This is a genomic window from Exiguobacterium sp. s122 (genome assembly GCF_018618475.1).
Classification (GTDB): Bacteria; Bacillota; Bacilli; order Exiguobacteriales; family Exiguobacteriaceae; genus Exiguobacterium; species Exiguobacterium himgiriensis.
Genome location: NZ_JACSMD010000001.1, coordinates 1,192,123 through 1,205,587, shown reverse-complemented (window position 1 = coordinate 1,205,587; position 13,465 = coordinate 1,192,123). Strand labels below are relative to the sequence as shown.

At 43.4% G+C, this 13,465-nt stretch carries 16 protein-coding genes, 1 pseudogene and 1 riboswitch; of the genes and pseudogenes, 10 read left to right on the top strand and 7 right to left on the bottom strand.

Going from position 1 to position 13,465, the window contains the following annotated elements; genetic code table 11:
• Positions 1 to 43: 43 nt before the first annotated feature.
• The gene (locus tag KNP92_RS06195; RefSeq protein WP_214838638.1) at positions 44 to 1,447 is read right to left on the bottom strand and encodes an amidase family protein; all 1,404 of its coding nucleotides are present in this window, start codon (positions 1,445 to 1,447) and stop codon (positions 44 to 46) included.
• A 114-nt stretch (positions 1,448 to 1,561) separates the two neighbouring features.
• On the opposite strand from KNP92_RS06195, the gene KNP92_RS06190 reads away from it, so the two are divergent.
• Complete coding sequence (locus KNP92_RS06190) at positions 1,562 to 1,720, top strand: hypothetical protein (protein WP_214838636.1); 159 nt, start codon at positions 1,562 to 1,564, stop codon at positions 1,718 to 1,720.
• A 44-nt stretch (positions 1,721 to 1,764) separates the two neighbouring features.
• Positions 1,765 to 1,866: riboswitch (SAM riboswitch) on the top strand.
• 66 nt (positions 1,867 to 1,932) lie between these two features.
• Complete coding sequence (gene msrA / locus KNP92_RS06185) at positions 1,933 to 2,457, top strand: peptide-methionine (S)-S-oxide reductase MsrA (RefSeq protein WP_214838634.1); 525 nt, start codon at positions 1,933 to 1,935, stop codon at positions 2,455 to 2,457.
• Positions 2,458 to 2,690: 233 nt separating this feature from the next.
• Here msrA and KNP92_RS06180 read toward each other — a convergent pair whose 3' ends face one another.
• From KNP92_RS06180 to KNP92_RS06170, 3 genes are all read right to left on the bottom strand, one after another.
• Positions 2,691 to 3,089 carry a transposase gene (locus tag KNP92_RS06180; RefSeq protein WP_214838632.1) on the bottom strand — a complete coding sequence of 133 codons (399 nt, stop codon included), beginning with the start codon at positions 3,087 to 3,089 and terminating at the stop codon, positions 2,691 to 2,693.
• On the bottom strand, positions 3,082 to 3,537 hold the full coding sequence (locus tag KNP92_RS06175; RefSeq protein ID WP_214838630.1) for a transposase: 456 nt from the start codon (positions 3,535 to 3,537) through the stop codon (positions 3,082 to 3,084). The genes KNP92_RS06180 and KNP92_RS06175 overlap by 8 nt, the downstream gene beginning before the upstream one ends.
• Positions 3,538 to 4,209: 672 nt before the next feature.
• Entirely contained in the window at positions 4,210 to 4,560 is a 351-nt protein-coding gene (locus KNP92_RS06170) for a YxeA family protein (RefSeq protein ID WP_214838628.1), read from the bottom strand.
• Between the two features lie 168 nt (positions 4,561 to 4,728).
• Between KNP92_RS06170 and KNP92_RS06165 the strand changes: the two genes are divergently transcribed.
• From KNP92_RS06165 to KNP92_RS06145, 5 genes are all read left to right on the top strand, one after another.
• Entirely contained in the window at positions 4,729 to 5,436 is a 708-nt protein-coding gene (locus KNP92_RS06165; RefSeq protein ID WP_214838626.1) for a response regulator transcription factor, read from the top strand.
• Positions 5,433 to 6,431, top strand: a complete 999-nt coding sequence (locus KNP92_RS06160) for a sensor histidine kinase (RefSeq protein WP_214838624.1) — start codon at positions 5,433 to 5,435, stop codon at positions 6,429 to 6,431. The genes KNP92_RS06165 and KNP92_RS06160 overlap by 4 nt, the downstream gene beginning before the upstream one ends.
• Positions 6,432 to 6,517: 86 nt before the next feature.
• Positions 6,518 to 7,282: an ABC transporter ATP-binding protein gene (locus KNP92_RS06155; protein ID WP_214838622.1), complete on the top strand. Its 765-nt coding sequence runs from the start codon at positions 6,518 to 6,520 to the stop codon at positions 7,280 to 7,282.
• Positions 7,257 to 9,122, top strand: coding sequence for an ABC transporter permease (locus KNP92_RS06150; RefSeq protein WP_214838620.1), 1,866 nt, complete (start codon positions 7,257 to 7,259; stop codon positions 9,120 to 9,122). The genes KNP92_RS06155 and KNP92_RS06150 overlap by 26 nt, the downstream gene beginning before the upstream one ends.
• An 88-nt stretch (positions 9,123 to 9,210) precedes the next feature.
• Entirely contained in the window at positions 9,211 to 9,564 is a 354-nt protein-coding gene (locus KNP92_RS06145; RefSeq protein WP_251136410.1) for a hypothetical protein, read from the top strand.
• Positions 9,565 to 10,240: 676 nt separating this feature from the next.
• On the opposite strand, the pseudogene KNP92_RS15760 reads toward KNP92_RS06145, so the two are convergent.
• Both KNP92_RS15760 and istA read right to left on the bottom strand, forming a co-directional pair.
• Positions 10,241 to 10,360: pseudogene (locus KNP92_RS15760) on the bottom strand (ATP-binding protein); the annotation flags it as partial.
• Complete coding sequence (gene istA, locus KNP92_RS06140; RefSeq protein WP_214838618.1) at positions 10,308 to 11,174, bottom strand: IS21 family transposase; 867 nt, start codon at positions 11,172 to 11,174, stop codon at positions 10,308 to 10,310. The gene istA and the pseudogene KNP92_RS15760, both read right to left, overlap by 53 nt.
• A gap of 227 nt (positions 11,175 to 11,401) precedes the next feature.
• On the opposite strand from istA, the gene KNP92_RS06135 reads away from it, so the two are divergent.
• Entirely contained in the window at positions 11,402 to 12,124 is a 723-nt protein-coding gene (locus tag KNP92_RS06135) for a hypothetical protein (protein WP_214838616.1), read from the top strand.
• A 165-nt stretch (positions 12,125 to 12,289) separates the two neighbouring features.
• Here KNP92_RS06135 and KNP92_RS06130 read toward each other — a convergent pair whose 3' ends face one another.
• The gene (locus tag KNP92_RS06130) at positions 12,290 to 12,643 is read right to left on the bottom strand and encodes a winged helix-turn-helix transcriptional regulator (protein WP_214840243.1); all 354 of its coding nucleotides are present in this window, start codon (positions 12,641 to 12,643) and stop codon (positions 12,290 to 12,292) included.
• Positions 12,644 to 12,748: 105 nt separating this feature from the next.
• Between KNP92_RS06130 and KNP92_RS06125 the strand changes: the two genes are divergently transcribed.
• Positions 12,749 to 13,132 (top strand): RidA family protein, encoded by a 384-nt coding sequence (locus KNP92_RS06125; RefSeq protein WP_214838615.1) that lies wholly within the window; start codon positions 12,749 to 12,751, stop codon positions 13,130 to 13,132.
• A gap of 111 nt (positions 13,133 to 13,243) precedes the next feature.
• Positions 13,244 to 13,414, top strand: a complete 171-nt coding sequence (locus KNP92_RS06120) for a hypothetical protein (RefSeq protein ID WP_251136409.1) — start codon at positions 13,244 to 13,246, stop codon at positions 13,412 to 13,414.
• The last annotated feature ends 51 nt before the right edge of the window (positions 13,415 to 13,465 follow it).

Sequence of the window (13,465 nt, the reverse complement as noted above, 5' to 3'; positions counted from 1 at the left end):
ATAATTCCCATTGTAGCGGACCGAGTCGACGGGTGCAACGTTCTTACAACGGCGGGAGCGGCCGCGTGACATGACGTTCGAACGCGTAGGCGATGCGAATCAAATCGCGCTCCGAAAAACTCGTCCCCGTGAACGATAACCCGAACGGGGCACCGCTCTGTTTCACGGCATACGGAATCGTGATCGTCGGGTGACCGGCTTTCGCGGCCATGTCATAGTTCAAGTCGTGCGGCAAGACGAGACCATGCAATTGATGCTTGGAAAACAGTTGATCGAGTCCGTCCGTTTTGGCGAGCCGGACATCTTCTAGCCGACGCTTCACATACGTCGCTTCAACCAATCTACCTGAGAGCATGTTCGCTTTCTTAAACGTCTCTTGTCCGTATGGGATCGATTCCGGGTGCTCCTCATTCCACGCGATGATGTCGCCGAGCGTTTGAAACGGGAGTGACGTCGAAGCGAGATAGGCGTCAATCCCGAGCTTGAACTCGTGATACAAAATATCTCCTTGATCGAGCGTGGCATCTGACGGCAAGTCGACGGATACGAGCTCGACACCGCTGTCTCGCAAATGCGCGAGCGCTTTGTCATAGTACGATTGTTCTTCTTCGGATAAATCCGGTTTGACGTATCCGACACGCATCCCGACAGCTTGACGCTCGTCAAGGCACGTCACATATGGGGGACCGGCGGGCTGGACGGCCGTCGCCGGGTCGAGCGGGTCCGGACCCGCGATGACTTCGAGCGCGACGACCGCATCGCGCAGCGTCCGCGCCATTGGTCCAGCCGTGTCTTGAGAACGGGAAATCGGAATGATCCCGCTCCGGCTGACGAGCCCGACCGTCGGTTTGATGCCGACGATACTGTTATGTACACTCGGGTGAATGATGGAACCGCTCGTCTCACTCCCGATGGCGAGGAGCGTCAAGTTTGCAGCCACGGCCGAGGCGGAACCTGAGCTTGAGCCTCCGACGTCGAGGTTGTCCCCGTATGGATTTTTCGTTTGGCCACCGACCGCGCTCCAACCGTTCATCATGCCTTCTGCCAAAAAGTTCGCCCACTCGGACAAGTTCGCCTTACCGAGAATGACGGCGCCGTTGTCTCGTAGTTTTTGAACGAGGACGGCGTCTCGTCCGGCGAAGTGATGCTCGAGCGCTTTCGCCCCCGCGGTCGTCTTCAATAGTCCCGCCGTCTCAACATTGTCCTTTATTAATACCGGGATACCGAGAAGCGGCAGCCGCTCCCCACGTCGAAACGCGCGGTCGCATGCCTCGGCCTCAAACAATGCGTCCGGATTCACTTGGATGACCGCCCGTAACGTCTCATTATATTCGGCGATTCGTTCTAAATAAAAGGCCGTCACCTCTCGGGCTGTAAATGTTCCTTCCTTGTAACCTTGATGTGCGGTCTCAATCGTCAATTCCATCAAATTCAATGTTTCGCTCATTTCGTTTCCCCCTTCGTAATAGTGCGATATTCGCTATCGCGTTGAAATTCCCTCTTTTTATCGCAAAACGTTTACGGACTTGCTACACTGTAGAAAACGGTTATGGAGGTAGTCATGACTCGCTCTTATGCCATTGTCTTACTTGCTGTCTTCGGATTGTTCTTTTTACAGTTATACGGCCGTCAGTTACCGTATGCGACGCTTTTGTCCATTTTATTACTCGGCGTGATCATCATTGCTACGGTATTAAAATGGCGCCAAGCAAATCATTGACGTCATTCGCCGCGAGGTGGTATGATGCTCTCACCAACTACATATCGATATCTTGAGTGAACGAGAGACCTGGCTCTATGACTTCACAGCAACCTGCTTCGGCAAGGTGCTACTTCCAGCAAGGCGGACTGCCTTGGACGATATGACAGAACGCTCATGTCGACGACATGGGCGTTTTTATTTGGACAATGTGTGATGAGGGGGATATTAAATTGGAAAAAGCAACATTTGCCGGAGGCTGTTTTTGGTGCATGGTGACGCCGTTCGAGGAGCAACCTGGCATCGAGTCGATCGTATCCGGTTATACAGGAGGTCACGTCGACGACCCGACGTATGAACAAGTGAAGACAGGCACGACCGGACACTATGAGGTCGTCGAGATCACGTTCGACCCGTCACTGTTCACTTATGAACGCTTGCTCGAACTTTACTGGATTCAGACCGACCCGACCGACGACGGCGGCCAGTTCCAAGACCGCGGCACGCAGTACGCACCGGCCATTTTCTATCATACGGAAGCACAACGTGTTGCCGCCGAGAAGAGCCGTGACGACCTCGCCGCGAGCGGACGATTTAAGGATCCGATCGTCACGAAGATTTTGCCGGCTGACACGTTTTACCCGGCCGAAGAGTATCATCAGGACTTCCACAAAAAGAATCCGATACATTATAAAGAAGACCGGGCTATTTCAGGGCGTGATGCATTTATTGATGTCGCGTGGGCAGAAAAGGTTTAACAAGAATATATGAAAATGAAAAGACGCGGCCCTTATGATAGGGTCGCGTCTTTTCGACTATTTCAGGATTAACTACTATAGCTGCAGTGAGCATTTAAATGGTTTCAGCTTACTTGTGAGTTTCTTATATTATCACAAGTTAATATAGATATCTTTCGATTAAATAATAATGTTTATTAAACAGTTATTAATAGAATTAATATGGCTCATCACCATAACTCGTGGTTGCTATTTTAACGACCGATTTCTAGATACAACCTTAAAAAGAACCGTTCAAGGTTTCGATAGCCATAACCACGGCGTTTGATGAGCTTGATCTTGTTGTTCGTTCCTTCCATCTTTCCGTTCGATAGACTGGACACGATCGTTCGACGTATCGCTTCCTCTCGGTTCTGGATCGATTTCGCGATCTTCGCCAGAGGCCCGCAAGGATGGGACTGATAACGATCCAACCAATCGGTCAGTCGACGTTTCGCCTGTCCATGGCACGTGGCCTTCAGCACATATCGGATATGTTGAAGTCCTTGATAGAGGTCCCGGGTGAACGGATCTTCCCGAAGGCAAGAATCGGCGACCTCCCGGTCTTCGGGGGACAGCGTCTCCGGACGACAGGCGAGAGCAAGGTCAATCACACGGACATGATGGTGACGTCTCGTTCAAAAAACGACGCCGGCGGCGAAGGGCGTCCGTGAAGAACTGGATGAGATGGAAACGATCCAGCACATGTTTCGCATCCGGGAAGACATGTGCGACGGCTGCTGTGCGGTTGCTGAAGGGCAAACTCATGACGAGGCACTTTACATCGACCGCATGACTATCTTTGACGACTTCCATCGTTCCAAAATCCACCTGCGCCTCACCCGGAAGGTGCTGCAATCGTTCGTGCCTTGTGTCGTTTTCCTCCTCGCTCGTCATATGCCAGCTCTTGATGAAATTGCAGACCGTTCGGTAAGAACCCTCGAATCCGTTCGCCACCAACGTTTCGTAAATCTTTTTAATCGTTCGTCTTAACTTTTTCTGAAGCATCTGATCCTCAGTCAACCAATCTTCGACCATCTCGCCCCATTTCGTTCCGTACATCATGCCCCTCTTGGGGCGAATGGTTTCACTCGGCAATTGAGCTGAATCCGCGTATTTCTTTACCGTCCTCCAATTGAGGTCTAGATTTTTAGCGATTCGATTGATCGAATGTGATTTGTGGTTTCTGAGAAATTTGATACAATTGATATCGGACATTGCTAGCATTCCTTCCATCTCCTAACGTTCTTGTGTCGCAACTTAAACGTTAGGGTGAGATTATGGTTGCTGGCAAGTCCTTTTTCTTTTCTAAAATAGGAGTGCAGAGTTGTGTACGTTTCCGTTGCACACTTCTGCACTCCTATTTTGCACTACACAGAAGATAATTGATTTATCGAGAAATCGAAATTTTCCCATTTAAATCAAGTACGGCACTATGATGTGAATAGAAACTGAAGTCGAGGTCGTAGAGAATCTAATTCGACCAGCGTATGTACGACTATTAAAGGCGCGTCCTCTTATCAACAGAGGACACGCCTTTCTCGTATCATTTATTTATCTTTCTTCCTCACCTTATCCAGAAAAGTCTTTCCAGCAATCCCTCCGGCCAAAAACGCTACATGCGTGTATCTACAAGGCTCCCCACCTCTTAAAGAAGCAGCATATTTTCACGGACAGATTCTATCAACTCATACTGTCCCTTTCTGTACCTTTTCAATAGGGTAAATAATTGCATTATTTGAGATTGGATAAAGCCTTTTTTGATATTTCTTCCTCTCGAACTTCTTCCCAGTATTTTCCCAGACTGCCTTCTGCGTAGATTCTCAAATAAGCATTTGGACGTAATTTTTTATCGATTACTCTGACGATTTCTTGTTTCTTTCCATCTTCAGCGTAGCCCGTAAATGTATACCGATACTCGCCATTCCAAAGCTCTTTATAATTATTTGTTTCAGTCTTAACATAATGCGGTTTATATTCGCTCTCCAGTAATCCTGAGATCGTTGGCTTAAGACCACTAGTTGTATTTTCAAAGTAAACACTGCATACAACACCTAAAATCAAAGTACAAACGATAATTTTCATCCTCTTTTTCAATGATATCCCACCTTCTCAATTAAATTAATGCTTACTTCCATTTTATGAAATCGAAGGTGTAGTAGAAATTGATTTCACTTACAATTTCCTTACAGCATTGTAAGAATGATGTTTGCTAATCTATGTCATACTATCTTTAAGTAAAGGAGAGTAATTATGCAAAAGATCATGATTGTTGAAGACGACCCAAAGATTGCAGAGCATCTAGAATCCTATATCAATCGATACGGTTATCTAACTAGTAAAGCAAGTAATTTCGAGAAGGTTATGGAAACCTTTCATGAACAAAAACCAGACCTTGTTCTTTTAGATATTAACCTACCTAGCTTTGACGGCTATTACTGGTGCAGACAGATCCGTAAAGAATCCATTTGTCCCGTCATCTTTATCTCTGCTCGAATCGGTGAGATGGACCAAGTGATGGCATTAGAAAATGGTGGCGATGATTTTATTATGAAACCCTTCCATCCCGAAATTGTCATGGCCAAGGTACGTAGTCAGCTTCGCCGTGCTTACGGAGAATATGCTAATCAATCAGCTGAGCGCGTGTTAGAAATAAAAGGACTTCAATTGTTTCCTGAGAGGCTAGAACTACATTTAAATAATCAAATCATTTCCTTATCAAAGAATGAAGCCGATATTATCGAATACTTGATGGATCGTCATCCCCGTGTCGCAGGCCGCGAAGGTCTACTCGAAAAGCTTTGGGATGAGCAAGCCTACGTCGATGAGAATACATTGAATGTCAATATGACCCGCGTCAGAAAAAAATTCGAATCGTTAGATCTAAAAGGCACCATTGAGACAGTAAGAGGTGCTGGATATCGACTCAACGTCACATGGCAGGATGCGAACGAACAATGAAATTATTTCTTAAAGAGCATCTTTTATTAATCTTAGTACAGTTTATTCAGTTTACCCTTATGTTTTCTATCTATTGGCTGGATGGATATCGCCAATTAAAACCTGCTTTGTATGGGGTATTTCTTGACTTTTTTGTTTTAGGTGGCTACCTGTTCTACCAATATTACAGTCATCGCCAATTTTATAGACGTCTTAGTCAACCTCTTGAGTCGTTAGACGAGTCAGTTCAAGGAACAGAGCAAACTCCTGTATCTAGAGCACTCAAAACATTATTAAAAGAACAATATAAGTACTATCAAAGACAAATTAAAAAATTGGAGTCGGCTCAAGGAGAACATCTGAAGTTCATGGATCATTGGGTTCATCAAATGAAGACCCCCCTATCGGTCATTGAACTTTCTGCTCAAAATTTAGATGAACCTGATTCTTCTAACATTCGTGAAGAATCAGACCGAATGAAAGCTGGTCTGAATACAATTCTTTATATGGCGCGTCTCCGTTCTATCGAACAAGATTTTCACATCAAACCTGTACGCTTATCGAAAATCATCCATGAGGTCAACGGAGAATATAAACGCTTTTATATAAGAAACAAAGTATATCCGAAGCTTCGATTAGAAAAAGAGCTCACGGTTGAATCCGATGAGAAATGGATCTTCTTCATGCTCACCCAATTAATCAATAATGCTGTTAAATATTCAGCAGGAAAAAGCAATCACCTTCTCCTGTCTCTCTATGAAAAAGAAAATGAAGCAGTATTAGAAGTGACAGACTACGGTGTCGGCATCCCTAAAACGGATTTAAAGCGGGTCTTCACCCCCTTTTACACCGGAGAAAACGGGCGGAAATTTAGAGAGTCTACGGGGATGGGGCTCTATTTAACAAAGGAAGCGGCTGAGCATCTCGGTCATCGTATAGAGTTTGATTCCATAGTTGGTAAAGGGACCTCGTTTCGTATCATTTTCTCTGAATCTCAAAACCTTACAGCCCCGTAAGAAAAGTGAAAGATTAATCGATTTTTTCGTTTGTGAAGGTCAGGATATACTAATCACAGATCAAAGCACTGAAAGGAGATCTTGTGATGCTAAGCGTAAAGCAAGTGAGTAAAATTTATGAGGGCAAAGTGGCCCACCGAGCATTGACAGATATTAATTTAACTATTGAAGCAGGCGAATTTGTCGGAATCATGGGGCCTTCAGGTAGTGGCAAGACCACCTTATTAAATATGATCGCCACTATCGATGACCCGACAACAGGCGAAATATTAATCAATGGGGAGAACCCACACAGTCTGAAAAAAGATAGATTAGCAGAATTCCGTCGCCGTGAATTAGGTTTTGTCTTTCAAGACTTTAACCTGCTACACACTTTAACCGTAGAAGAGAATATCGTTCTCCCCCTCACATTGGATGGGAAAGCAGTATCTGAGATGAAAACGAAAGTGAAAGAAATTGCTGAAACACTTGGAATCACTGCGATTCTGAATAAAAGAACCTATGAAATTTCAGGTGGACAAGCGCAAAGAGCTTCTGTCGCCAGAGCCATAATCCATTCTCCGATGCTTCTGCTTGCGGATGAGCCGACAGGAAATCTTGATTCGAAGTCTTCAAAAGACGTCATGCAGATGTTGCAAGAAATCAATCTTGAAAAGCAAACAACGATGATGTTGGTGACGCATGATCCCCAAGCAGCTAGCTACTGTAATCGTGTTGTCTTTATTCGGGATGGGAAATTTTATTCAGAAATTCATCGCGGGGATAATCGGCAAGCCTTTTTCCAAAAGATTCTCGATACGCTTTCTTTACTGGGAGGAGATGGCCATGACCTTTCGCAAATTCGCATTTAATAACGTAATTCGTAATATACGTTTATATGCAGCGTACTTATTGAGCAGTATGTTTATGGTAATGGTCTTTTTCACTTTTTCTATCTTTTCATTCCACCCGTCCTTAGCTGGTGATGGAATGAGCACAAGCGCCTATATCGGGATGCAAGTATCGTCAATCATCATTTTTGTTTTTTCATTCTTCTTTATTCTTTACTCCATAAGTTCTTTCTTACAGTCGCGAAAGAAAGAGTTCGGACTGCTAATGATGCAGGGGATGTCCATGAAGCAAATTCGTTCCATGGTATTTCTAGAGAATATGGTGATTGGACTATTTGCCACTATAAGTGGGATTTTACTCGGACTCGTTTTTGCTAAAGCGATTCTTTTATTAGGCGAAAATATGCTCATAATTGAAGGGAAACTGAATTTCTACTTTCCATTACAAGCCATTCTTTTAACATTCGTCGCTTTCATCGCTCTGTTTTTCTTTATTTCTTTGTTTGTCTCGTATATCTTACGGAGCCATAAACTCATTACTTTAATTAAAGGGAACAGAATGTCCAAAGGGGAACCTAAAGCAAATATCTTCTTAACCCTTCTAGCCGCTATATTATTGATAGGTGGTTACGCTACTGCAATTTTGGCAGAAAGCGATATGGTGATTAACGTTATGATACCGGTCATCCTAGTCGTGTCGATCGGCACGTATCTGTTTTTTACACAATTAAGTGTATTTATAATTAGTCGACTCAAAACGAAGAAAAAGTTTTTCTGGAAAAACACCAATATGATTCTCTTTTCGGATCTTTCATTTCGAATGAAGGATAACGCACGTACTTTCTTTATGGTCGCAATGGTCTCGACGGTCGCTTTTTGTGCAATCGGTACGTTGTACGGATTTCAATCTGCTTTTATAAAAGAAGCCTCAAACACAAATCCATTTACGTTTTCTTATGAGTCTTACGGAGAAAATGAAGAGAATGATGTTCAACTCATTAATCAAACATTACAAAAAGAAAAGGTCACAGCTGACTCTGAACATATGATGTGGACTTCCCATGAGATGGCAACAGGATGGACCTTAATCACGAAAGAATCCGATTACAACCGCTTTGCTAAGCTTATTGGGGAGGATCAAATCGCGGTTAAAAACGGAGAATTAATAATAGTTGAGTATCCAGGCTCATCTCTTAACAATACAAAAGAACTACAAAAGCAACGTGTGGAACTGAAATCAGGCGATAGCTTGCAACTAGAAGAAGTTGTTGTCTCGAAAGCCTTACCTAATCAGTATTCTTATTATGTAGTTTCGGATGAAGACTACAAAAACCTTCCGAAGCCAATTGATGAGATGAGCTTTTATGCTTGGCAAGTAACAGACGGGCAAGAAAAAGTTTTTGATGTTTCAGCAGAGCTCTATCCACAATTGAACGATTACCAGTTCAAACCCACTGCTTACAGTGTCTACGTGAAAGAAAAGCAGTATGCCTCTGTTATGTTTGTCGGATTATTCATCGGAATTGTTTTCTTCGTATCAGCCGGCAGCTTCTTATATTTCCGTTTATATATGGATTTAGAAGAAGATAAACATAAATTCAAATCAATCGCCAAGATGGGATTAACGGAAAAAGAATTAGAGAAAATCCTTACCAGACAAACAATGATTCTGTTCTTCGCCCCTATCACAGTTGCCATCGTTCATGGTGCAGTCGCACTCACCGCCCTATCCCATTTGTCTGAGTATAACCTTCTGAAGGAATCGGTTACCGTGCTTTCTGTCTTCTTCATCATCCAAGTGCTGTACTTTTTCATCGTGCGTCATTTGTATACCAAACAGGTCAAAACAGAAGTACTTTGATCCCTATGGGAGATGGTCTTTTTAACTGACGAAGCAGCTCAGCTCAATGGTTGAACCAATGCTATCTGTATTACAGGAAGGCAGTTGCATGAATACACTCACTATAGAGGAGAGAATGATGATGAAAATAAATCTAATCCTTTTTGTAGCATCTGTGAATGAGCAGGAGGGAGACACTATCGCTGAACCGTTCATAAAAACAGTCGAATCTACCATTCGTCCTGTGAACGGGGACATTATAGAGGATCCCGGATTCCATCCGGGATATCATAACGGATATGAAGTTGTGAAGGTGACTGTGAATTATGAGTTGAATGAATGTTGGGTCTCATTAAGCCCCCTCAAGGTAGATACATTTGAAATCAAGACAAAGACCTATATCGAGAGACTCAAAGCAAACGGCTGGAGCGTTGTCTCAAAAAAATCTAAAGAAAATATTTAAAGTAGGGATGGGCAAGAGTCATGTTTTCACCAACGGGTGATTAAATCGAAGAATAAAGGTTGTCCGCTCTACCCGTGTACATCTGGTAATGAAATCACCAGATCGTTGGTAGCCTGTGGAAATAAGTAAACGTATATTACAAGGCGTCCTCCATTCATTAGGAGAACACGCCTTGTCTGTCTTTTATCCATCACTGCCTACCGCCCACTTTATCCAAGCGAATCCTCTCAATCGAAAAGTAAATCGTCAGTTCGATTTTCAGTCGAATCTTCTATTAAACCAGATTTCCGTTTCACACTCTGTTAGCTAGCACTTCTTTTCGACAGCTTCGAATCTATCTGTTTTTTACAAAAGAAAATAGTAGTGACCGACAAATCAACTGAAACGTGCACACCTTTTGACGAAAAGTGTCTAGAATGCATCAATCATTTATAGCTGTTATGTAGTTTTGAAATAGACTTTCTAAAGCTATCATTTACACACTCGGGCTGTCGATGATTACAGCCACGAGTTTTTACCGCCTCTGCCATTTTATTTACCACCAAATGCCATGTTTGGTACCACTCAGTGACATATGTCGACCATCATGTGACTCAAAGTCCGTTGGACAAGGGATTGCGGACGACTGAGCCACCTAGTGCGAAGAAAAGAGCCATCACTTGGATGGCTCGGACGGTCAGCGTGCTGATATGCCATGGCGTTCCCTCATCGATATTTCACCGTCGATCATGATTTGATAAGAGTCATGGATGATCCGGTCGAGGATCGCCTCTGCGATGGTCTCGTTTCCTAATCTGGGAGTTCCTCAAGGCGGCGATGATCCAAGTGGAGATGACACCGACGGAACCCTCGACACTCGGTTTGTCCTTGGGTGCGCTCACACGCGCGGGCATGACGACCGTCCCATAATGTTCAGCCATCTCTCGGTATGTCGGGTTGAGGATGAGTTCACGTGACGTGTTTCTCGTGACACCGGTCTTCAGATTGTCAGGGATGAGAATCTGGGTACTCCCACCGAAATAGCTGTAGGCATGGTTATGGCACGTGATCCATGCCGACAAGTCCATCGAGAGGCTCGCTTCGGCATAAGACAATTGGCTACAGGGCAATGTCGCTACGAATATGTATACTTTTACTTTTTCTCCTGTGTCCCGGTCGATGATGAACGTGGTTGAACCGGCCCAGTCGACTTCCATCACCTCTCCTGGCTTTCGTCGAATCCGGAGTGTGGCCTTGTGCTTATTCGCATAGGCGCTATAATGTCGCACGAAACTCCGATAGGAGTAAGGGATTCGTTTGTTCGTACGGCACTCAAGCTCGTACTCATGATGTAGGAGAGACAAGGTGACGTTCGGCTTTGCCAATTCCCTGTGTACATAGTCAAAGTCGATCGGGTGTCTACCGGACGACTCAAGCGTTCTCTCAGGAAACAAGAACTCTTCAATCCACTTATCGGTCATGTCATCATCGAACGGCCCCATCAAGCCTTTTTCTGTCGCCCGGTCGATCACCTCCGTCACTTTTTGACGTGAGTTGTCGGTGCTAGCTGCGATGCTTCTCAGGCTGAGTCCTTGCTCTTTAAGTTTTAGGATAGCCGAATAGCGAAGCATAAAAAAACCTCCCATGTAACGATGTCACACCATTGGGTGTGCACCTTAATAATAGGGAGGCGATATGAAGGATGGTCGGGACTTTGGCATCACCCGGTAAATTGTTTGTCACTCTTTGGTAAATAAGATTGCAAGACTGGTACATTTCAATGGCCGTAATCAATCGAGACATATCTCCAGCTCAATTTAATTATACTTTAGAGTAGACTTAAAAAGGAGAATTAAAGATGAAGATAAAAATATTATTGATGCTTACATACCTATTAATTATTCTTTTTTCGATATACGTGACGTTTGCAACGTTTAGTTCAGAAGAATATATCATACCGGAGGTTTATCTCGCGGCTATAGCAGGATTAATTTATATCATCTTCACAATCGGATGGACAAAGTTAGTGCAGCAAACAACGTTTCAGACGTTTCATAAATGGCTATTCGTTGTGATCACGTGGGATACGTCATTAATAATTGGGGATATTTTATTTATGCAAACGACGCCTATTGTATCGGTTATGATGGCCATGTTGCTTTGTCTACTCACCTGCATTTATGTTTATTCCGCAAATCGGATGCTGCTAGATGGATTAATGGCGGGACTTCTAGTCGTTACACTATATATTGCGATGCAATTTGATCACACTATTATTCCCGGTGGAGTCATCGGCGGCATCGTCATTTCAATGCCGTTTCTAATATTTGCTACAAAAAGATCTCTTCATGTAACTCTGATTGTAGGACGTCTTGTATTTTTCTTAATGGCTTTTACCGTTTTATTTCTTGCACCTGCAACGCCTGTTGTCGAAGAGGGCGGCTATTTGTTATATTTGATCATCGCTCTCTTTATTGCGGCTTTTGTATTGAGAAACAAAATCGAACTGCTGTTGCCACGGCAGTTCATGCCTGTGTTATTAGGAATCACTTTTGTGGTGTATGCTTTAAAATTTTTTTGATACTTTATAAAAAACGGGTTGCCGAGAAAGAAAAAACTTTCTTGGCAGCCCATTTTTTTGTATATGTCATATGTCTGGTCATTTTCGCTTTCACAGTTTACACCATACCTATCCAACAAGCACATTTTCAAAAAACTACATAATCTAAAGCTTCACTTTAAAAGGTCACAACTCCACGTTCTCTTTTTGTACATTTTGTTTTCCCCATTCACACAATTGTTCCATGATAGGCATGAGTGTGTGGGCCTTTTCTGTCAAACTGTACTCGACTTTAGGCGGAATTTGCGAATACTCTCTTCGACTCACCATACCGTCTGCCTCTAATTCTTTTAAAGATGAACTCAAAGTTTTGAAAGTAATCATACCAATCTGTCTTTTCATCTCATTAAAGCGTACGGGTTGTTCTTCAGCCAGAAGGTAAAGAATTAACATCTTCCATTTCCCTCCAATGACCGATAACGTTTGGGCAAATGGGGTTTCGAGGATGTTTCCTTTTTCCTTGTAATCGTTCATACTCATGCGAACACTATCCTTTCTGATAGTTACTCTCAAAATTGTGCGTACTATTTTTCTCTTCTTTTCCATTCTATACTTACTTTAATTCCAAATAAAGGAGAGAAAAAAATGCCAACAATTAAAACCTTTAACCATGACCTTTGGGATCATGGGATTGCCCAAGGATATAGTGTCGATGACACCATTTATATTTCCGGTCAATTTTCACACACCGAGGAAGGTGCGTTCATCGGTGAAGGAGACATCGAATTACAAACGCGTCAGACACTCGAGAATTTAGATTGTGTTTTAGAAGGATTTGGGGTCATAAAAGCCAATCTTTCGTATGTAGAGCTCTACTTAACGAATCCTCAAGAACATTTTGAAACAGTCATCGGGTTATTTAAAGAATACATTGGAGAACATCGTCCAGCCGGAAGTAGTATCGGTGTGACCTACTTAGCTTTTCCAGAACAACTAGTTGAAATGCGTGCAGTCGCCTATAAAAACTAACTAGTGTTGCAATACTCCTACAGAAAAACGCACAAATAAAACCCGTCGAACTGGTGAGTGCAGTTGACGGGTTTTCTATAGGTTTTCCTCATTTTGTACTAAAGAAATTTCTTGAAGCACGGGCTCAGCTTCATGCTCGTCTTCATCGGAGCGAAGATGATTTTCGGCGACGTGTACAAGATGCCAATCTGGATGTCGCTCGGAACCATCGTCCTCGTCATCTTGATTAGTGTCGTCTATAGTTTCTATAAAACGAAACCTGGTCAGAAAAATCACGTATAACAAAAGGGAGACGTGCTAGCCTCCCAGGTGTATCACTTCTCAATTGTGGGT

What these genes read in the sequence shown, in the direction of transcription:
- KNP92_RS06165 (WP_214838626.1), top strand. Translation starts at nt 4,729, where the DNA reads ATGCAAAAGATCATGATTGTTGAAGACGACCCAAAGATTGCAGAGCAT.
- KNP92_RS06125 (WP_214838615.1), top strand. Translation starts at nt 12,749, where the DNA reads ATGCCAACAATTAAAACCTTTAACCATGACCTTTGGGATCATGGGATT.
- KNP92_RS06135 (WP_214838616.1), top strand. Translation starts at nt 11,402, where the DNA reads ATGAAGATAAAAATATTATTGATGCTTACATACCTATTAATTATTCTT.
- KNP92_RS06190 (WP_214838636.1), top strand. Translation starts at nt 1,562, where the DNA reads ATGACTCGCTCTTATGCCATTGTCTTACTTGCTGTCTTCGGATTGTTC.
- KNP92_RS06160 (WP_214838624.1), top strand. Translation starts at nt 5,433, where the DNA reads ATGAAATTATTTCTTAAAGAGCATCTTTTATTAATCTTAGTACAGTTT.
- KNP92_RS06155 (WP_214838622.1), top strand. Translation starts at nt 6,518, where the DNA reads ATGCTAAGCGTAAAGCAAGTGAGTAAAATTTATGAGGGCAAAGTGGCC.
- KNP92_RS06175 (WP_214838630.1), bottom strand. Translation starts at nt 3,537, where the DNA reads ATGTACGGAACGAAATGGGGCGAGATGGTCGAAGATTGGTTGACTGAG.
- KNP92_RS06145 (WP_251136410.1), top strand. Translation starts at nt 9,211, where the DNA reads ATGAATACACTCACTATAGAGGAGAGAATGATGATGAAAATAAATCTA.
- KNP92_RS06150 (WP_214838620.1), top strand. Translation starts at nt 7,257, where the DNA reads ATGACCTTTCGCAAATTCGCATTTAATAACGTAATTCGTAATATACGT.
- KNP92_RS06195 (WP_214838638.1), bottom strand. Translation starts at nt 1,447, where the DNA reads ATGAGCGAAACATTGAATTTGATGGAATTGACGATTGAGACCGCACAT.
- istA (WP_214838618.1), bottom strand. Translation starts at nt 11,174, where the DNA reads ATGCTTCGCTATTCGGCTATCCTAAAACTTAAAGAGCAAGGACTCAGC.
- KNP92_RS06170 (WP_214838628.1), bottom strand. Translation starts at nt 4,560, where the DNA reads ATGAAAATTATCGTTTGTACTTTGATTTTAGGTGTTGTATGCAGTGTT.
- KNP92_RS06130 (WP_214840243.1), bottom strand. Translation starts at nt 12,643, where the DNA reads ATGAGTATGAACGATTACAAGGAAAAAGGAAACATCCTCGAAACCCCA.